This window comes from Vreelandella sulfidaeris (genome assembly GCF_042429665.1).
GTDB lineage: Bacteria > Pseudomonadota > Gammaproteobacteria > Pseudomonadales > Halomonadaceae > Vreelandella.
The window spans coordinates 1-19,500 of sequence record NZ_JBHMAC010000006.1; the positions used below are offsets into that span (position 1 = coordinate 1).

Here is a 19,500-nt window from a genome sequence, read left to right on the forward strand (position 1 = left end):
GGGCGGCTATCGTCAGCTGTATATCGAGCGGGTACTTCAGGCGGACGAAGGCTGTGATTTCGACTTTCTGGTCGGTTGCCGTGGATCCGATGTGCCGCGCCATTCGCATTAACTGATGGGGCCGCTCTGACTGGCTAATAGTAGCCGGGCATCTTGGCTTAAAAGAACGGTTATCTCACTGGGAGATGAACCAAAATGAACTATTATCATGAGTGTTAGTCCTACTTATAACAGTCGTATTATTACAACTGTTACAGATGTAGAAATTTTGAGGTTGCTCACTAGTAATGCTTGACCGATACAAAATCATCTACTAGTGTAATTTCTGTACAAGCAGAGTAAGACTGATTGTCTTACCCGCAAGCGAAGCTAAATAGGAGAAGTTATCATGATGAAGAAGGAATCTTTCAAAAAACTAGGTATTCTAGGCGTCTCATTTGCTTTGATGTCCAGCCCATTAGCCTTTGCTCAGGTTAATAATGACGAAGAGCCCAAAATCGGTACTACTCAGGAAACCGATATTGAGGGCGGCAATACTTCAATGGACTCTTCTCACTCAGCAGATGGTGCAAGCCAAGACCCTACAATGGGTCACGATGTTGATGATCCTAAAACTGGAACCCGTCAGCAATCTGCACTAGACGAAGGCCAAGGTAAAGATATTTCCAACGAAGGTGCAGGTGAAGGCGAAGTAGGTATTCCCGGCACTGGTGCTCAAAATGGTCTAGACACGGGTACTCGTGGTCAGCCAGATCTTGATGAAGATGATGAAGAAGAGTAAGCCGTTATCAGAAGTTTTGGGGGAATTAAGCAATAACGGTTAGAACTTTTTAGGTAATATCTAAACAAGATTCAGACAGTTATTTGCTGGTATGTTATTTGGCTAATCCGAATAATTCCTCAATTACAAATGATGCGCCTCAAATGCCCCGCCATGGCGGGGCATTTTGCGTTTTAGGTCAGCCATAATGTTACCTCCAAGGGGAATGCTGGTAGGGGATAAAGCGAGCCCTAAAGTGGTGTAACGCATCGATTTGGGTAATGATTTGATGATTGCCCTCTACTAGGATGTCTCGATGCCACTGAAATGGACAGAAATACCCCAATTGCCTAGAGCGGAAGACCGTATCGAGGCGATTGATTTAGCCCGTGGCATCGCGATCGGTCTGATGATTATCAGCCATTCAGTGAGTGGGTTGGTGGGGATTCGCAACGTGCCCGAGTGGGGGATGGTGCCTGTTCATTTTCTGACCAAATTCTCCTCTTCGCTGTTCATTATGGTGTTTGGCATCGCGCTGGCGGTAGCCTTTCTTTCCCACACTCAGAGCGATGACTGGCCCAAACGTCGCTTAAAATTATGGCTGCGCGCCATTGAGGTGTGGTTTTGGTACAAAGCGTTACTCATTATTGAAATGCTGCCGTTTTATCCTCCAAGCGACATCGTCGATGCCTTGCTTTATGGGCGTTTCGCTATTTGGGTCGAGATCTTGGGCTTCTATGCTATTGCGCTACTTTGGGTGCCGCTGATGCTCCCGCTATGGGCGCGAGCGCCGCTGTGGAGCCGCCTGGCCACCATTAGTGTGCTAGTGGCGCTGACCGTGTGGCTGCAAAGCCTATCCTTTGGTGGCAACGACATTTTGAAAGCGCTATTGGTGGACCATAAAGATCACTACACCTGGGGGCAGATTAGCCGTGCGCCGTTGATTTTGGTTGGCCTGTTAATCGGTGAAGCACTGTTACGGTGCTATTTTGAGCCGACTGCACGCCGCCGCTTAGTGCTCACTCTGCTGGGGTTGGGCGTGCTGATGGTCGCTGGATTTTATGGCCTTGCCTTTGCAGAGGGGGATGTAGACGCAGCGATGCTTGCCGTGGCTAATAACGTAGGCAAACATCCGCCGGGGCTGTCGTTTATGTTGTTTAGTTTAGGAGGCGCTCTGGTACTGCTTGCCTTGGCGCTGGCTGGCGGTAAGGTGGCAGCCAAGGCACTTTTACCGCTGGCCATGGTCGGTAGCGATGCGCTCAAAGCGTTTATCTTCCATATTGTGATGATTTTTTTGGTGCTGCGCTTTTTGTGGGAAGGCGAAGGAATGTATAGCTATCCACAGGCGCTAGGCGTGGGCGGGCTGTTAATACTGGGCGCTGCGGTGTGGATTTGGATAACACGCTGGATAAGTACTCATCGTTAACATCAACGTGGGGGGTATGTATTGCGACAGTGGATACAGCGAACGCTAGTAGCATTGGTGCTATGTATGGCCTTACCCGCTCATGCGGATTGGTACTACGAAGTCGATAAGCGTAGCCCTTGGCAGGGCGATTTAGCCGCGCGCCTAACAGCCATTGAGGGCGTTTTTGAAGGCACGTTGGGCGTGTATGTACAAAATCTTGCCACGGGTGAAGCCTACTCCTGGCGTGCCGATGAGCCTTGGTATCTAGCCTCGTTAATTAAGGTGCCGGTAGCCGCTCAAGTGCTGGCTGAACGTCAGGCGGGCACCTTGGCGCTTGAGGAGCGCTTAACGCTTTCGCGTAGTGATTTTGTGGATGGCGCAGGGCCCACCAACTGGCACGATCCTGGAACGCCTATCTCGATTGGCTACTTAATGGAGCAAATGATTACCGTCAGCGATAACACCGCCACCGATATGTTGATTGATCGCGTGGGGTTGGCGGCGGTTAACCAACGCGCCCGTTTGATGATAGCCGCCAGTGGAGGTAATCCAGATGAGATCGGTCACATATCGAAACTGATCGGTGTACGCCAAGGAGTTTACGCCGAGCTGCATCCCGCCGCACGCCAGCTCGGCGGTATGGACTTTATCGCCCTGCGCCAGCACCCGGTGAGTCAGCGTGGGCGTGCATTAGCCCGCACACTCGGCGTTAGCACTGAATCGTTCACCCAGCCCGATTATGACCACGCGTTTGATGCCTATGAGGCTACCGGCGAGAACGTCGGAACGCTCAGCGCTTACGGTGATCTATTGGCGAGCCTGTTTGATGTTCAGCAAAGTGATCACAGCGCGGGCAATTTAGCGGCCGATCAGCGCGAGTGGTTGCTAGGCATGATGCAGCGAACCCGTTCGGGACAACAGCGTCTCAAGGCGGGGATGGGCAGCGGAGTAAGCTTCGCCCATAAAACCGGCACCCAGCAACGGCGAAGTTGTGACGCAGGTATTGCAGAGCGTGCCAACGCAGAGGCAGCAACCGATGGGCCTTGGGTGATCGTTAGCTGCGCTCGCGGCCCCGCAGCAGTGAGTGCTCACGAGCGGGTGTTGGCAAGCGTAGGCGAGGCCTTGCGCTATAGCGGTGCCCTAGGGAAGCCGTGGTAAACTAATGCTCCCCTTTTGAGGTGGAACACCGAGACATAGCCTCATTTATCAATTCAGTCAGGAGTAACGTATGACACGCGCCAGCGCCCGCCACATCTTGGTAAGTAGTGAAGAGCAGTGCCAAGCACTCAAGCAGGAAATCGAAAACGGTCGTGACTTTGCTGAAGTAGCCAAAGAACACTCCAGTTGCCCCTCCAGCCGACAAGGCGGCGACCTCGGCAGCTTTGGCCCAGGTCAAATGGTACCCGAGTTCGATAAGGTTGTTTTCAGTGGTGAGCTAGGCCAAGTACACGGTCCGGTGCAAACGCAGTTTGGCTACCACCTGTTGGAAATCACCAGCCGCACTTAATTTCGCCTCGAAGCGTCGCGGTCGTTAGGCCGCGGCGTGAGGAGTACATCTTGAACGACCCGATTATTTCTATTAACGGTCTGAATAAAACCTACGTGGGTGGCTTTCAGGCGTTAACGCATATTGATCTTACGATTCAACGTGGTGAAATTTTTGCCTTGCTTGGCCCCAACGGGGCGGGCAAAACCACCTTGATCAGCATCGTATGTGGCTTGGTCAACCCAACTGCGGGTCAGGTTCTGGTCGACGGTTTTGACACCGTTAGCCATTATCGCCAAGCCCGTGAGCGCATTGGGCTGGTGCCGCAAGAGCTAACCAACGAAGCGTTTGAAACCGTCTGGAACACGGTGAGTTTTAGTCGCGGTCTGTTCGGTAAACCACCTAATCCTGCGCATATTGAAGCCGTGCTCAAGTCATTAGCGCTTTGGGATAAGCGCAACAACCGCTTAATGACGCTCTCGGGCGGCATGAAGCGCCGCGTGCTGATCGCCAAAGCGCTGTCTCACGAGCCGCGCATTCTGTTTCTGGATGAACCCACCGCCGGGGTCGACGTAGAACTGCGCCGTGATATGTGGGACGTGGTGCGCCAACTGCGCGATAACGGGGTGACGATCATCTTGACCACTCACTATATCGAAGAGGCCGAAGAGATGGCCGACCGCATTGGGGTGATTAATCGTGGTGAGCTGGTACTGGTGGAAGAGAAAGCCGCGTTGATGAGTAAATTGGGCAGTAAGCAACTCATGCTTAACCTGCACAGCCCGTTAACCGAGATCCCTGCCAATTTGCAACGCTTTGAATTAGGGCTGGCGGCGGATGGGAATGAACTGATTTACACCTATGACGGCAGCCAGGAAGAGGATAGCCATGCGATTTCCGAGCTGTTAACCGCGCTTGAACGGGAAGGGGTTACCTTTAAAGACCTGAATACAAGGCAAAGCTCGCTTGAGGATATTTTTGTCGATCTGGTTAAGGAGCGCGCATGAACCTTCATCCCGTTCGCGCCATTTATATGGCGGAAATGGCCCGTACACGCCGTACGCTGTTGCAGAGCATTGTTTCACCCGTCATCTCAACATCGCTCTATTTTGTGGTGTTCGGGGCAGCGATTGGGTCGCGCATCAGCGAGGTCAATGGCGTTAGCTATGGAGCTTTTATCGTGCCAGGGCTGATTATGCTGATGCTATTGACGCAAAGCGTATCCAACGCCTCGTTTGGCATCTTCTTTCCTAAGTTTTCCGGAAGCATTTACGAGCTGCTGTCCGCGCCTATCTCGCATTTGGAAATAGTGATTGGCTATGTAGGCGCAGCGGCCTCGAAATCGATTCTGCTCGGCCTGATTATTCTGGCGACTTCCAACTTTTTCGTACCGTTGGAGATTGCCCATCCGTTTTGGATGCTGTTCTTCTTGGTGCTGACCGCCGTCACTTTTAGCCTGCTCGGATTTATTATTGGCATCTGGGCCGATGGATTTGACCGGCTGCAGCTAGTGCCGCTTTTAGTGATTACCCCGCTGACCTTTCTTGGCGGCAGCTTCTACGCGATTGATATGTTGCCGCCATTTTGGCAAACCGTCACTCTGGCGAACCCGGTGGTGTATCTGGTGAGCGGCTTTCGCTGGAGTTTTTACGGTATCAGCGATGTCAGTTTAGCGGCGAGCGTTGGCATGATTACGCTATTTCTGGTTGCTTGCCTAGCCATGATCGGCTGGATTTTCCGCACTGGCTACCGACTTAAACCCTGACTACGGATACTAGTACTCATTTATGCCGCTACTGCAAAGTATGGTGCACCGTCTTGACCCCACGCTCGACGGTGAGCGCTTAACCCTTACTGCCGCGCCACAGTCCTCTGAACAGGGACAAGCTCCCAGCGATGACGCGGTGATGACGAGTTTGGTGGGCGCACTTAACGACACCTATAACACCAAGCCCAAAGGTTGGGGACGTTTTGCCGAAGAAGGCGAACACGCGGGGCCGCTTGCCGTTTGGTTACGAGATTACCTAGCAGGCGACAAACGTTTTTATGAGCTATCGGTTGAGTTAGCAGAGCGGCTTACCAAGCAGCTTCAAGAGCAGCTGTCAGTGAGTGGTTACTTGGTCGTCAGTCACCAGCGTCAGGGCGATACCGAAACGTTGCTGATCGCCTTGGTGCACCAGCGTGAAGGCATCGGTATCGATCGTGATCATCACGCAGTGCCCGCCGCTCAGCTCAATACCAGTCAGCTCACCCTGGCTGCGCGCATTAATCTCACCCAGTGGCAGAGCGAGGCACCGAATGCGCAATATGTCTCGTTTCTAAAAGATCGCGGCGGTAAAAAACTTGCTGAAGGGCTGGTGGCGCTACTGGGTATGGAAGAAGGCGTGGATGCCCCGGCAGAAACCCGCACGTTACTGAAAGCGTTTAGCGACTATGTTGAGAGTGAAGACTTCGATGAGGAAGTGAGTCGCGAAAAGACCGATACGCTGGTGGATTACGCCAATGAACAGCTGCGCCGCGGCGAGCCAATGACGCTAGAAGAGCTTTCCGGCTTGGTAAACGAGCAGCAGCCGAAAGCGTTTTATGAACATATTCGTAATGCGGATTACGGCCTCTCGCCGGAAATTCCGCCGGATAAGCGCACGCTGAGCCAGTTCCGACGTTTCACCGGACGTGCAGGCGGTGTCTCGATTAGTTTTGACTCCCATTTGCTAGGGTCCAGTATCGAATATGACGCTGCCCAGGATCGCCTGATTATCAAGCAAGTACCTAAACAGTTGAGAGAGCAGCTCACCAAACAGGATTAAGGCCAATCGACGCCGACGTGACCAAGGAGGTACCCATGCTGGACGCCATTAGTGATTTTTTTCAGCGCACCCTGGCGCAACCCGAGCAGCGAGATAACCAAACGCTGACGCTTGAATTGGCCACCGCCGCCTTGCTATGTGAAGTTATTCGTGCCGACTACGATACGACCGACGAAGAGCTCGCCCTATTACGTAGCATGCTGGTAAAGCGCTATCAGTTGCACCCTGACGATGTCGACGCATTAATGAGCTTGGCCCAGGCGGAAGTGGATGAAGCTGTTGACCACTACCAATTTGTAAGCCTTGTTAAAGAGCACTATGACTATGATCAGCGCTGTGAATTGGTCGCGCTGATGTGGCAGCTGGCTTGGGCTGACGGCAGCATTGACCCGTTAGAAGAGCACCGTATCCGCCGCTTGGCCGATTTGTTACATGTTAGCCACAGCGATTTTATCCGCACCAAATTGCTCACTGAGGAGCGCAATAAAGGCAATGCGTAATCGCAATGAAGAATCCGATTTAATGGACTTAATTGACTCAATAGAGAACATGGAGCAGGACGCTTCGCGGATCAGCGTTGATGATGTGGTTAATGCCGTAGGACGGCGTTCGTTTGGACCGCTGTTGTTGGTGGCGGGTCTGATTACGCTGACCCCCATTATCGGCGATATACCCGGCGTGCCAACCCTCATGGCTATTCTGGTACTGCTTGTGTCTGTCCAGTTGCTCGCGGGTTGTAAAGCGCTTTGGCTACCTAACTGGTTGTTAAAGCGGTCAATTTCGCGGCAGACCTTTGATAAGGGGCTTTATTATATAAAAAAGCCCGCCCGCTGGGTGGATCGGTTGTTGCGCGCGCGGTTACCGTGGCTAACGGGTTATATCGGTATTCGAGTAACGGCGGTGGTGTGTTTATTGATTGCCCTGGCCATGCCTCCAATGGAATTTATTCCCTTTTCGGCCAACGGTGCTGGGCTTGCTCTGACGCTGCTGGGCTTGGGCTTGGTGGCTCGTGATGGTGTCGCGCTACTGTTGGGTTTTAGCCTGTTTGGCGCCACCTGTGCCATCGTTGTAATGAACCTAGTGTAGTCGGTAAGCAAAAAACGGTAATCAAAAACGGTAAGCACAGGTCGATAAGCAAAAATCGGTAAGTAACAGTAGATAAGCAAGAGTTAGTAAGCAAAGATAAGGAAACAAACATGTCAGATACATCAGCGCCGCCGCCTAAAACGCCGCAAGACCAAAGCCGCTGGGAACGGCGTATAGAAACGGCGCTTTGGAACTCGCGTTTTTTAGTCATGTTGGCAGTGGTGCCCAGCCTGCTGGGGTCGCTCATGCTATTTATTGTCGGTACCATGGATATTTTAAAGGTCGTTGCCGATGTTATGCGTTACTACGTATTGGGTAGCGCCCAGAATATCCACGATACGTTGGTCCCCGATATTATTATTGCGGTCGACATCTATCTGATTGCCATCGTTTTGTTGATATTTGGCTTAGGCGTCTACCGACTGTTTGTATCTCGTATTGATCAGGCGGAAGTCCGCTATCCGCGCCATCCGTTTAATGTCGCCTCCCTTGACCAGTTAAAAGACAAAATCGCCCGCGTGGTCATTCTTGCGGTCATCATCGAGTTTTTTCGCGCGGTGGTGGATATCCGCTTTGCCACACCCCTGGATGCCATCTATTTAGCCCTCTCGGTGTTGGCATTGGCGGCAGCCCTCTACCTGATGAGCCTAGGGCACAAAGGGGAATAGGAGCTTTTTTGCCTCAGGGTGTTTCCTTATCGTGGGTCAATAAACCCACTACCAGTTGATTCAACTGCTGCTGAAACTGCCCGCCCGGCGAGGGTGGGGTAGGGTCAGAGGTGACCACAATCGTCATGCCTCGTGCAGGAATAACGTAAAGCGCTTGGCCGCCGTAACCACGCCCATAGTAAACATCTTCTCCCGCCAATCGCGTAATAAACCAACCGAAGCCATAGCCATCGCCGGTCCAGCGCGACGTACCACGCGGCTGCCATGACGCTGCTACCCATCCTTCGGGCAGCACGCGCTGAGTCTCGCCGTTCTCATCAACTACGACGCCATCATTGCGGTATAACTCCCCTACCTCGATTAATGCTCTTGGCGATAGCTGCATATCGTTACCGCCAAAATAGATACCCTGCGGGTCGCGTAGCCAGGGCCTAATATGAATATTGAGTGGCTCGGCTAATAAACGCTGAGCCAGGGTATGAGTCGTCTCGCCGCTAGCATGGGTAAGGGCAGCGGAAAGTAAGTGGCTAGTGCCGGTTGAATAGAGCATCTGGCCGCCTGGCTGATCCACGAAAGGGCGCGTAATGGCATCTTCGACCCAGTTGGCGCTGGCTACCCAAGCGCCATAGTTGCTACCGGATGTGCGTTCTAGTCCGGCTTGCTGAGAGAGCAGATGCCCCACCGTGATCTCGCTTACTTGTGGGTCGGTGCCGCTGGGGAGATGGTCACCAAAAAGCTCGATTATTGGCTGATCAACAGACTCAATAATGTCGGCTTCTATGGCCGCACCGGTAATCGCGGCCAGCACGGTTTTCGATAATGACTTGATGTTGGCAGGCGCCGCCACGCCAGGCCCACCCTGGTGCAACTCATGAACAATATCGCCGTTGTACGCCACCACCACGCTATGTACCCGGTCAAGTTCATGAGTCTGCTGATCAAGGGCTTGCAATGCGCTTGTAGAGGGCGGCTCAGCGGATGCCGTGGTGATGTGGAACAGGGCAATAATCGTGTAGGAGATCGGTAAAATAATAGAACGCATTGCAACCCCGAATGAATAACTGGTGTCTAGTTGGAGGGTTGCCTAGCTGTTTCGGTTCCTCAATCAACGGTAGGAGTTACCTCCATTCATTCTATTTTATGAGCACAATGCAGATGGATTACGCAAAAGGAGAAAAAGCCTGCTAGGATGGGGGTGTTAGTTCAAGGGTAAGCAACCCTTTGATTTTCACTGAAACGCAATAAGCAAGGAGTGCCCTATGCGTAATATTATCTACATTATTGGTCTTATCGTGGTTGTGCTGTTCATCTTATCGCTGCTTGGCCTACGCTAATTGCGATAAAACTCAATGTGAATAAGCTCGGTGTCAAAAGCCCAGCCCAGTAGCACCAGCCCAGTAGCATTAGTCGCTAGATCATTAATTAAAAGCCGCCGCTTTCATCAGTGAGCGGCTTTTTCATGGGCACAGGTAATCTCCTGTCAAGCAGCTAAAACTCTGTCAAGCACCTAATACTCTGTTAAGCGCTTAAGCTACCTAGGCGCAATCAGCAGCCCCCTGGCCAAACATATCAAACATTATTTCGCGCCCAAGACCCGTCAGTACAAAGCGGTCATGCTCATTAAAGATAGCGGCGTCACTGGTTTCCATCACTTGCTGGCAGGTGCCCCACATAGGCGCTTGTGCATTAAGCGCTAACAGCTCACGGCGGGCTAATCCACGCTGAGGCAGGGTAATGGTTTCTAGCACATGGCCATGGTCGTAAAGCAGTTCAGCGGCAATCGATAAGCAACGGCGCAGACTACGCTGAACGTTCGCAGCAGGCGACATCCCGGAAGGGGAAATAATAGGCCGTTCTTCAATCAGCTCGGGAGGCATCTAACGTTCTCCTGCAGTCAGCACCAAGGTGGGCTTGTTGCAGCGCATTATAAGGGACTTGAGGCGTTAGACCAAGGTCTATAACTAACTGCGCCTAATGACCGTTGTCTTGTGCTGGCAATTGAGCTTTTTGTAGTAGGCATTGGGAAGAGGGTAAAGTACTTACTTGGCTAACTATCAATAATATTCATCAAAATGAAAAACAATTTAGCCTAACCTGTACACAATAGCGTTGGATTTTAATATTCAATTTTTAAAATGTTTTGCTACTACGTTTTGTTACTTATTGAAACTTTTTAATACGCAAAAAAGGGCTTATTAGCTGAATTATAATTCACATCGGTCTTTGGTTAAGGTATTTATATAAAGCTATGCTTCTCTGTGTTTTTTAATTCGAGAGTAAATCGGACTGATGTTGAGCCTTGTAGACGTGAGCATTATAAGTACAGTAAGGGTTTAGCAAGATAACGAGGCGACATGAGAGCAGGTCAAGGTTTTTTGTACTCGTCTTCAGTATGCTTAGATATCCGGATCAGGTAGCCAGTGTTTGCAGGGAACAGCGAAGAGGGCGGTATGGCAGAAAAAATTGCATCGTCGGTTGAAGATTTTGTCGAAGCTGGTGGGCGTTTAGAAAGGGTTGTTAGCTCTACTGACAGACAGGGCGGAACATTAGGCGAGCGTTTCACCACCACTGAATGCCGTGTCGATAAAATCAATGAGTGTTATCGTGCGCAACTTTCAGCAATGGATGTCATGGTGGTACAAATGAACCAGACGAGCGCTTATCTTGCTGAACAGTTCTTAGTGCTGGTACAGCAAGATAAGAGATAATTAGCTAAATTAACGATTTATGAAATGCTCAGCCACAGAGGTGTGTTGTTTTGTTAACGAAAGGTTGAATAGCGAAGCCGCTAAAGTTTACACCTAAACAGCCGATAAGCTACTTAGATACCTCTATCATCTACTTATAAAGGACTGATCCTCATGGCATCGATTTCTGCACTTGGTGTAGGTTCTGGACTGGACCTCGCAGGTTTGGTGGACCAGCTTAAAGCGGCCGAACGCCAAAAGCTTGTACCCATTTTGGAGCAGCAGAGCGCTCAAAAAACCAAAATTTCTGCTTATGGACGCCTCGAGTCAGCAATGGATAGGGTGCAAACCTCTGTCGCTAAGCTAAATGACCCAGCTACGTTCAATAAGCAAAAAAGCACGGTGACGGGCGACGGCGTTTTAGCGATCGCTGGCGAAACCGCTAATGCAGGTCGCTATGAAGTGACCGTCTCGCAATTGGCCCGCGCAGGCAGCGCTGCTTCCAATAGCGTGGCACTAGATCAAGAATTAACAGCAGCCGATGCAACGCTAACGCTTAACTTTGGCGCTGGCACAACGCAAACCAACTACGACGTCAATATTGCAGCAGGCAGTACGCTTGCTGAAGTCCGTGATCAAATCAATGCAGATAAAGAAGCAGGCGTCACCGCTTCCCTCGTTAATGATGGCACAGGGTATCGCTTAGCGCTGAGTTCCAAAGAAACGGGTGAAGAGGCTTCCCTCACTGGTTTCACGGGTCTAGCATCGCTGACGATGGATGCGGCAACGCTACGCGCGGGCCAGGATGCTAAGCTGAACGTCAATGGTATTGCTATTACCAGCAAAACCAACAAGGTTGAAGGGGCTATTCAAGGGGTAACCTTGGACCTTACCGCCGTTTCAGAAACGCCTGCTACGCTTGTGATTGAACGTGATGAAGGCTCACTGAAAGAGGCCATTAACGCATTCGTTAGTAATTACAACGAAATGAAATCTACCGTTGGGCGTATGACTGCCTATAACGGAGAGGGTGAAACCTCGGGCGAGCTAGTGGGCGACCGCACCGTTCGTACCATAGAAAATCGTCTCCGCCAGGATGTAACGGGTAGTTTTGGCACTGGTGATATATCGCGGCTTGCTCAGATGGGAATTGCCATTGATGAGAAAGGACGCCTAAAAGTTGACGAGGCTAAGCTTGATGAGGCTATAGTCACCAATCCTGAGGGGCTGTCTAGCTTTTTTGCAGGTGACACTAAAGAAGGCGGTTTTGCAGGTAAGTTAAATGCAACGCTTGAAGAAATAACGTCGGAGAGTGGCATCATTCAGAGCTCAGTGAATAGCGCTGAACTGCGCGTTGATAGCTTGGATCAACGTAAACTTCGCATGGAGGCTAGTATAGAGCGAAGCACTGAGCGTTACCGTAAGCAGTTTGCTGGGCTAGATGGCTTGATCGCGCAGATGAACTCTATGAGCAACTACCTGGGCCAACAGTTCGATATGCTGAGTTCTATGCAGAAAAGCTAATGTTTATCGCTGCTTATCGCTACATAACCTCGGGCTAAACTCTTGTCTGGTAATTCTACAAAAGAAATATATATCGGGGCCAATTGGCCCCGTTTTTTGTATTTAAGACGGTGGCTACGACGGCTAACATGTGGTTGTTACGTCCAGTGTTTGAGTTTCGTGAAGTACTGTGTTGATTGGAAGAGTAATTAGATAAGTTACAGCACTTTACAAAAAAAGAGCAATTTTTTCTAAAGAAGTTGGCTGCGCTGCCGTTAATTATAATAACGGCAACGCAAGTGCCGCAAAGCAGGCCAGTAGGCCAGTCAATTTTCGAGGAGCACTTCCATGTCAGTTATCAATACCAACATTACTGCCCTGATCGGCCAGAACAACCTGTCCAAGTCTCAGTCGATGCTGGCCCAGGCGCAAGAGCGCCTGTCTTCTGGTCTGCGCATTAACAGCGCATCAGACGATGCTGCTGGCCAGGCTATTGCCAACAAAATGTCGGCACAAATTAAAGGTATGGACCAGGCTAGCCGTAACGCCAGCGACGGTATCTCTTTGGTTCAGACCATGGAAGGTGGTCTTGATCAAATCAATGACAACCTGCAGCGTATTCGTGAACTGGCGGTACAAGGCGCTAACGACACTAATACTGCAGATGATCGTACTGCCATTGAAACTGAAATTAACGAGCGTTTATCAGAGATTGATCGCGTTGCGGGCAGCAACAATTTCAATGGTACCAATCTGCTTGATGTTAGTGGAGGCGGTACTCTTAGGATCCAGGTTGGTGCTAATACCGAATCAGAAGACGTAATTACAGTTAGCACAATTAATGCGACTGTTACAGGTCTTGGTTTAAGTGGCGGCGGTATGTCCGGTAGTACCTTTACAGCTGGTATTTCTACCGATGGTACTGCTAGCGGTGGTAGTACGGCACAAGTCAACTTCCAAAGCCTGATCGATTCAGTGGATAGTGCTGTTAAGACACTTGACACTAACCGCGCAACCTTGGGTGCTACGCTTAACCGCTTCGACTCAGTCATTGATAACTTGGCGACGACATCTACCAACTTGACCGAAGCGCGTTCACGTATTGAAGACGCTGACTACGCGGTAGAAGTGTCTAACATGACGCGTGCCAACATTCTGCAGCAGGCGGGTACTTCCATGCTGGCCCAGGCGAACCAGACGCCGCAGTCTGTGTTGTCTCTGCTGGGCTAATACCCTAACCGGTATGTACCAAAAGAAAGTAAAGACGGGGCCAGTAGGCCCCGTTTTTTTGTGTTTGAGAAAGCTATTGAGATAATCGGCTTCTAGTTATAGTGGTTATTGGGGCATGAGAAAAACATGCTTAGCGTTAAATAAAAAAGTAACTAATTTCGTTACTCAATTTTACAAAAAAAGAGCGTTCTTCTTTAAAGAAATTGGCTGGCCTGCCGTTAATTATAATAACGGCAACGAAAGTGCCGCCAAGCAGGCCATCAGGCCAGTCAATTATCGAGGAGCACTCCCATGTCAGTTATCAATACCAACATTACTGCCTTGATCGGCCAGAACAACCTGTCCAAGTCTCAGTCGATGCTGGCCCAGGCGCAAGAGCGTCTGTCTTCTGGTCTGCGCATTAACAGCGCATCAGACGATGCTGCTGGCCAGGCTATTGCCAACAAAATGTCGGCACAAATTAAAGGTATGGACCAGGCTAGCCGTAACGCCAGCGACGGTATCTCTTTGGTTCAGACCATGGAAGGCGGTCTTGATCAGATCAACGACAACCTGCAGCGTATTCGTGAGCTGGCGGTACAGGGCGCTAACGACACTAATACTGCAGATGACCGTGCTGCCATTGAAACTGAAATTAACGAGCGTTTATCAGAGATTGATCGCGTTGCGGGCAGCAACAATTTCAATGGTACCAATCTGCTTGACGTGAGTGGGGGCGGTACTCTTAGGATTCAGGTTGGTGCTAATACCGAATCAGAAGACGTTATTACAGTTAGCACAATCGATGCGACTGTTACAGGCCTTGGTTTAAGCGGCGGCGGTATCTCTGGTAGTACCTTTACAGCTGGTATTTCTACCGATGGTACTGCTAGCGGTGGTAGTACGGCACAAGTCAACTTCCAAAGCCTGATCGATTCAGTGGATAGTGCTGTTAAGACACTTGACACTAACCGCGCAACCTTGGGTGCTACGCTTAACCGCTTCGACTCAGTCATTGATAACTTGGCGACGACATCTACCAACCTGACTGAAGCGCGTTCACGTATTGAAGACGCTGACTACGCGGTAGAAGTATCTAACATGACGCGTGCCAACATTCTTCAGCAGGCGGGTACTTCCATGCTGGCCCAGGCGAACCAGACGCCGCAGTCTGTATTGTCTCTGCTGGGCTAATACCCTAACCGGTATGTACCAAAAGAAAATAAAACGGGGCCAAGTGGCCTCGTTTTTTGTTTGTTATCGTCTTTGAACAGGCTGATAGCGGGAAAACCCAGGTAAATACAGCTGCATTCCTCCCTTTGCGGCTACTGCGGACACGTTAAGCTAGACACATTGCCATTTTCACGTGTGAGCTGCTTCATGGTTAAGGTTACTCCTTCGTCTGCTACTCAAAAACGCAAACCCCGCCTCTTATGGGCTAATCCTTTTTGCCTGCTAGATACTTCCAGCGGCGCTAGTATGACCGTGCGCCAAATGTTGCTGCAGCTAGTGGCTCATGGCTATGATATTCAGGTGTTAGGAGCGACCATATTTGATAACGCCAAAGGTATGGGGCGGCTCGAAGAACAGTTTCCAGCTCTTAAAACCCACCTACATCAACTTATTGAAGCAGAAGACGGCCCGCTAACACATCAATTAGTGGTCAGCTATAGCCAAAATCGTAATCATTTTACGTCCTATGAAGAAAGCCTTTGGCATAGCCAATATCTCTATATGCTAGATTCTTTTAAACCGGATATTGTTTGGTTCTACGGCGGACAAACGCTGGATATGCTAATTGCCAATGAAGCCCGCGACCGAGGTATTCCTGTTGCCTTCTATTTGGCTAACGGCAACTATAAAGCTCCACATTGGTGTCGTGATGTAGATTTGATCCTGTCGGATAGTCAAGCTACGGCGGATATGTACCGCAAAGAAGTTGGTTTTGCGGCTACACCAGTGGGAAAATTTATAGCTCCAGAAAACTTTGTGGCTGAGCAACATGAGCGCAAACGTCTATTGTTTGTTAATCCCAGCTGGCAGAAAGGTGCCAGTATATTTGTACAGTTGGCAGAAAAGCTGGAACGCGAAAGGCCTGACATTGAGCTCGAAGTAGTAGAAGCACGAGCCGACTGGTCAGCAGTATTGCGCGAAGCCACTGGGCTAATGGGGGGGCAACGTAGTTCTTTAAGCAATGTAGTAGTGACTCCTAATACCAGCGATATGAGAGGCCCATACAGCCGTGCTCGTGTGGTGGTTGCGCCTAGCCTATGGTGGGAAAGTTCAGGGCGTATGCTAGCGGAAGCGATGCTTAACGGTATTCCAGCGCTGATTACCAACCGCGGCGGTATGCCCGAAATGATTGGCAACGCAGGTGTTGCCTTTGATTTTCCTCACGCCTGTTATGAGGAGCCTTATAAACATTTACTAAGCGAAACAGAGCTTCAACCACTAGCAGATGCCGTTACTAATTTTTATGATAATGAATTGCTTTATCAAGATTATGTTGCTCGTGCGTGGCAGGTAGGTACAGAGCAACACCATCTTGATCGATCCACAGAGCGATTGCTTACCGCTTTAACACCTTTAGCAAGACTACTTGCCGGTAATAAAGACTTAACTGTTATCCAGAGGAAGCGCCACCGACAGAATTTGGCTTACCGGGCAACTAGGCCTGACTTTAAGATCGATAGCTCGTTGCAGCAATTGGTAGAGACAAAACATTTAGCTAAACTGGATGTCCAGTCACAAGCGACACGCTTGTGTTTGCCAGATGATTTTACTTGGCAATTTAACGGCAAGGTGATGGTGCTCGATAACCGTGCGAGCTTGATTACAAGTGGTCTTGCCGAGCAGATGGCTGCTACAAAAGCATTTGGTATCGTCTCGTTTGATCCCGCCAGCGAAGTAAAAAATACCAAACAGTACGAAGGCAGCGAGTACATACAATTATTTCAACACGCACTACTAGGTGATGGAAAGGCGACAACGCTGCATGCCTGTGTAGCTCCGGAAATGACCAGTGTACTGACACCATTACCACCGGAAAAACTACCTAAGCGCCATCACTTGGGTGCAAAGCTTTTAGCTGAACTGCCCATAAATACTGTAGCGCTGGATAGTATCGACGGTTTGGGAAACCTTGATTGGTTGATTCTCGATGAGCTGAGTAATGCCATGGCCGTGCTGGAGAATGGTAAGCAATCACTTAAAGACACTCTGTTGATTCAGGCGAGAGTGCCCTTCCAGCTTACCCATGAAAAACAACCCAGCTTGGCAGAGCTCCAGCACTGGGCTAGTCGTAATGGATTTCGTTTTTACCGTTTCCAAAATATTCGCCACTACAGTCATTTGCCTGACGAGCTTAATGCTCGGGTATCATGTGCTACTGAGCAGGAAAGCGCTGATGTGCTATTTTTGCCTAATCATGACCGGATGGCTGTGCTAGATAATGAAAATAAGACGAAACTTGCTTTTATAATGAGTGCCGTGTTTGCTGCTCATGATTTAGCTTTTGAGTTGCTTGCGAGCGTAAGTCAAGAAAAAGCATTGGTATTTTTGGAAGCACAAGAGCTTTTGCCTAAGGTAGTAGACAAGAAAAAGACAACTATTTCCACGGTTGAAGATTTAAAAAAAGTAGTAGCCAAAGCATCAATTACACCGATCAAGGCAAACCATTCTCTGCCGGGTCAGGTTGTAGTATCGTTAACGTCTTATAAACCACGTTTTGATAACCTTCATCTTACTCTGCGTAGTTTGCTCTTACAAAAAACGTTTCCTGATATGTTGGTTCTCTGGATTGCAGAAAACGAAAAAGAAGATTTACCTAAAGCGGTATGGCGACTGGAGCAGTATGGGCTGAGCATTCAGTTTTGCGAAGATATCCTTTCGTATAAAAAAATAATTCCAGCACTTGAAAAATACCCCAATAGCTTCATCGTCACTGCTGATGATGATATTTATTATGATCCAGATTGGTTAAGTGAGTTAATTAAGAGCTGGGATGGTAATGGAAAAACAATTGTAGCTCATAGGGCGCATAAAATTCTTCTTGATAAGAATAATAAGCCAGTGCCTTATCGCCAATGGAAGTGGGAGGTTAGTGCAGACGAGACATTAGATGGACTGATTGTTCCAACGGGCTGTGCAGGCGTTTTATACCCACCGAATGTGTTTCATTCAGATGTTTCGAACGTAGAGCGCTTCTTGGAGCTTTGCCCTAGCACAGATGATATTTGGCTATACTGGATGGCGTCACTCAATGGAGCTAAAGCAAAACGCTCTAGCTACGATTTTCGATTAATTGAATGGCCTACTACCGCTAAAGATGAAACTAGCTTGTGGAAGAAAAATATTCATGAAGGTGGAAATGATCGTGCTGTGAGTAAATTGATAGAAAAGTTTGGGTTTCCTGTTAAAAATAAACAGAAGAATACATACGATAAAAAGCCTAATAGTGCATCAGTTTTTTACGGTGCAGGAAATGCTTACTATGAATGCTTAAGCCCATCAGTTACCAAGAAAAAAATATCTCGTATGAGCTTGAGCGAAATATGTATGAAGTTTGCAGATATAGATATTTCTTGTGTCAATAACCAAGCGCACGATCTTGGTGATATCGGCAGCAATTCCGATGTTGTGTTTTTAGACGAAAGATGTAGTGTTTATGAAGTGTTTGATGCTCTTTCAAATAAAGAATCTACTGTTATAGTTAAGCATGCTTTTAATAGAGCCGGGAAAAGTAATATACGAGATATAATTGCTAAAGCAAGCGAATATGGGTTTAATTCGTCATATATTGGACGTATTAAGAGCAAAGAGAAATTGGACGCTTACCGAGCAAGGCTAAAGTTTACCGAGCAGGCAGAAGAAGTTTTAATAGCCTTTTCAAATAAAATTAGTTGAGATATAAAGTATGATGGCCTCTTTGCCCGATCAAGCTAGTGTTAAAAGTGCGTGGAAAAATAATCAAGTAAAAGTTACTTGCTTGGTTGTTTGTTATAATCATAAGAATTATATTTTTGAATGTTTGAAAAGTATTGTTTCACAAAAAAGCGATTTTGCCTTTAAGGTGGTTGTTTATGATGATTTCTCCACTGATGGCACACGTGAGATTTTAAAAGCTTTTGAAGAACGCTATCCAGATATCATGGATGTTTATTATGCTGAGTATAACCACTATGGTATTGCGCAAAAAGAGGAGCACTTAGATAAGCTAGAAGGCGACTATATCGCTATGTGCGAGGGAGATGATTATTGGCTCGATAATTCAAAATTAAAAAAACAGTATGAAGAAACCACTAGGCGAAAAGCCTTTTTTTGCGTACATCCAGCGATTATTTTTTCTCAAGAAAACAATAGCGAAGATGTGTTTTGTTATTATGGTAATAAAGTTAGAATTCTTCCTCAGAAATTGATTTTTGGTTTAAAAAATCAGTTCGCACCTACAGCTTCTTACTTTATTAAGATGGACAAGTACCTTGAGTACACTCAGTTCCGAAAAAAGCTTAAAGGTGGGCCTGGGGATTTTTTTATGGAAGTATTAGCGTCTGATAAAGGCGTGGTTTATATTCCAGATATTATGGCAGCTTACCGACGAGGCAACGTCGGCTCTCACAGTCATAGGCAAACAGTTGCGTCAGAAATCGATGTAAATAACGACCTTGAACGATGGTCAAGTAATCTTGGGCTTCTGTTGGAGAGTCGCCCACATTTAGAAAAGCATATGATGAAAAAAAGAACATTAGTTGAGATTGACTGTCTTTTAAGAGTGCATGGAATTGTTGATAAACGTTATGGAAAAGAAAAAAGTGAAGAATACATGAATAAAGCAGGTCAGTTATTGAAAGGTTTAGGGCCAATTGAATATTAACGTGCCTCAAGGAT

18 protein-coding genes are annotated in these 19,500 nt (G+C 48.5%); 16 read left to right on the forward strand and 2 right to left on the reverse strand.

Features of this window, described 5'->3' with window-relative positions; genetic code table 11:
* Window positions 1-388: 388 nt before the first annotated feature.
* From ACFFLD_RS03515 to ACFFLD_RS03560, 10 genes are all read left to right on the forward strand, one after another.
* Complete coding sequence (locus tag ACFFLD_RS03515) at window positions 389-781, forward strand: hypothetical protein (RefSeq protein ID WP_386036669.1); 393 nt, start codon at window positions 389-391, stop codon at window positions 779-781.
* A 295-nt stretch (window positions 782-1,076) separates the two neighbouring features.
* Window positions 1,077-2,186 (forward strand): heparan-alpha-glucosaminide N-acetyltransferase domain-containing protein, encoded by a 1,110-nt coding sequence (locus tag ACFFLD_RS03520; RefSeq protein ID WP_386036666.1) that lies wholly within the window; start codon window positions 1,077-1,079, stop codon window positions 2,184-2,186.
* A 66-nt stretch (window positions 2,187-2,252) separates the two neighbouring features.
* Window positions 2,253-3,326 carry a serine hydrolase gene (locus ACFFLD_RS03525; RefSeq protein ID WP_386036663.1) on the forward strand — a complete coding sequence of 358 codons (1,074 nt, stop codon included), beginning with the start codon at window positions 2,253-2,255 and terminating at the stop codon, window positions 3,324-3,326.
* A gap of 70 nt (window positions 3,327-3,396) precedes the next feature.
* Window positions 3,397-3,675 (forward strand): peptidylprolyl isomerase, encoded by a 279-nt coding sequence (locus tag ACFFLD_RS03530; RefSeq protein WP_386036660.1) that lies wholly within the window; start codon window positions 3,397-3,399, stop codon window positions 3,673-3,675.
* A gap of 50 nt (window positions 3,676-3,725) precedes the next feature.
* Window positions 3,726-4,661, forward strand: a complete 936-nt coding sequence (locus ACFFLD_RS03535) for an ABC transporter ATP-binding protein (RefSeq protein ID WP_386036658.1) — start codon at window positions 3,726-3,728, stop codon at window positions 4,659-4,661.
* A complete protein-coding gene (locus ACFFLD_RS03540; RefSeq protein ID WP_386036655.1) occupies window positions 4,658-5,419 on the forward strand; it encodes an ABC transporter permease in 762 nt (253 codons plus the stop codon). The genes ACFFLD_RS03535 and ACFFLD_RS03540 overlap by 4 nt, the downstream gene beginning before the upstream one ends.
* 22 nt (window positions 5,420-5,441) lie before the next feature.
* Window positions 5,442-6,461, forward strand: coding sequence for a nucleoid-associated protein (locus tag ACFFLD_RS03545; protein ID WP_386036652.1), 1,020 nt, complete (start codon window positions 5,442-5,444; stop codon window positions 6,459-6,461).
* Between the two features lie 35 nt (window positions 6,462-6,496).
* A complete protein-coding gene (locus tag ACFFLD_RS03550) occupies window positions 6,497-6,961 on the forward strand; it encodes a tellurite resistance TerB family protein (RefSeq protein ID WP_386036649.1) in 465 nt (154 codons plus the stop codon).
* Window positions 6,954-7,547: an exopolysaccharide biosynthesis protein gene (locus ACFFLD_RS03555; RefSeq protein ID WP_386036646.1), complete on the forward strand. Its 594-nt coding sequence runs from the start codon at window positions 6,954-6,956 to the stop codon at window positions 7,545-7,547. Before ACFFLD_RS03550 ends, ACFFLD_RS03555 begins: the two co-directional genes overlap by 8 nt.
* Before the next feature lie 110 nt (window positions 7,548-7,657).
* Complete coding sequence (locus ACFFLD_RS03560; RefSeq protein WP_386036643.1) at window positions 7,658-8,215, forward strand: YqhA family protein; 558 nt, start codon at window positions 7,658-7,660, stop codon at window positions 8,213-8,215.
* Between the two features lie 13 nt (window positions 8,216-8,228).
* On the opposite strand, the gene ACFFLD_RS03565 is transcribed toward ACFFLD_RS03560, so the two are convergent.
* On the reverse strand, window positions 8,229-9,257 hold the full coding sequence (locus tag ACFFLD_RS03565; RefSeq protein WP_386036641.1) for a serine hydrolase domain-containing protein: 1,029 nt from the start codon (window positions 9,255-9,257) through the stop codon (window positions 8,229-8,231).
* Between the two features lie 493 nt (window positions 9,258-9,750).
* Window positions 9,751-10,092 carry a hypothetical protein gene (locus ACFFLD_RS03570; protein ID WP_386036639.1) on the reverse strand — a complete coding sequence of 114 codons (342 nt, stop codon included), beginning with the start codon at window positions 10,090-10,092 and terminating at the stop codon, window positions 9,751-9,753.
* Window positions 10,093-10,665: 573 nt separating this feature from the next.
* On the opposite strand from ACFFLD_RS03570, the gene ACFFLD_RS03575 reads away from it, so the two are divergent.
* The 6 genes from ACFFLD_RS03575 to ACFFLD_RS03600 all read left to right on the forward strand — a co-directional run bounded on the left by ACFFLD_RS03575 (window position 10,666) and on the right by ACFFLD_RS03600 (window position 19,486).
* Window positions 10,666-10,923, forward strand: coding sequence for a hypothetical protein (locus ACFFLD_RS03575; protein WP_386036636.1), 258 nt, complete (start codon window positions 10,666-10,668; stop codon window positions 10,921-10,923).
* 153 nt (window positions 10,924-11,076) lie between these two features.
* Entirely contained in the window at window positions 11,077-12,426 is a 1,350-nt protein-coding gene (gene fliD / locus ACFFLD_RS03580; RefSeq protein ID WP_386036633.1) for a flagellar filament capping protein FliD, read from the forward strand.
* Between the two features lie 327 nt (window positions 12,427-12,753).
* Window positions 12,754-13,635: a flagellin N-terminal helical domain-containing protein gene (locus tag ACFFLD_RS03585; protein ID WP_386036630.1), complete on the forward strand. Its 882-nt coding sequence runs from the start codon at window positions 12,754-12,756 to the stop codon at window positions 13,633-13,635.
* 291 nt (window positions 13,636-13,926) lie between these two features.
* Window positions 13,927-14,808 (forward strand): flagellin N-terminal helical domain-containing protein, encoded by an 882-nt coding sequence (locus ACFFLD_RS03590; RefSeq protein ID WP_386036627.1) that lies wholly within the window; start codon window positions 13,927-13,929, stop codon window positions 14,806-14,808.
* Window positions 14,809-14,994: 186 nt separating this feature from the next.
* Window positions 14,995-18,519, forward strand: a complete 3,525-nt coding sequence (locus ACFFLD_RS03595) for a glycosyltransferase (RefSeq protein WP_386036624.1) — start codon at window positions 14,995-14,997, stop codon at window positions 18,517-18,519.
* A gap of 10 nt (window positions 18,520-18,529) precedes the next feature.
* Window positions 18,530-19,486: a glycosyltransferase family 2 protein gene (locus ACFFLD_RS03600; RefSeq protein WP_386036621.1), complete on the forward strand. Its 957-nt coding sequence runs from the start codon at window positions 18,530-18,532 to the stop codon at window positions 19,484-19,486.
* The last annotated feature ends 14 nt before the right edge of the window (window positions 19,487-19,500 follow it).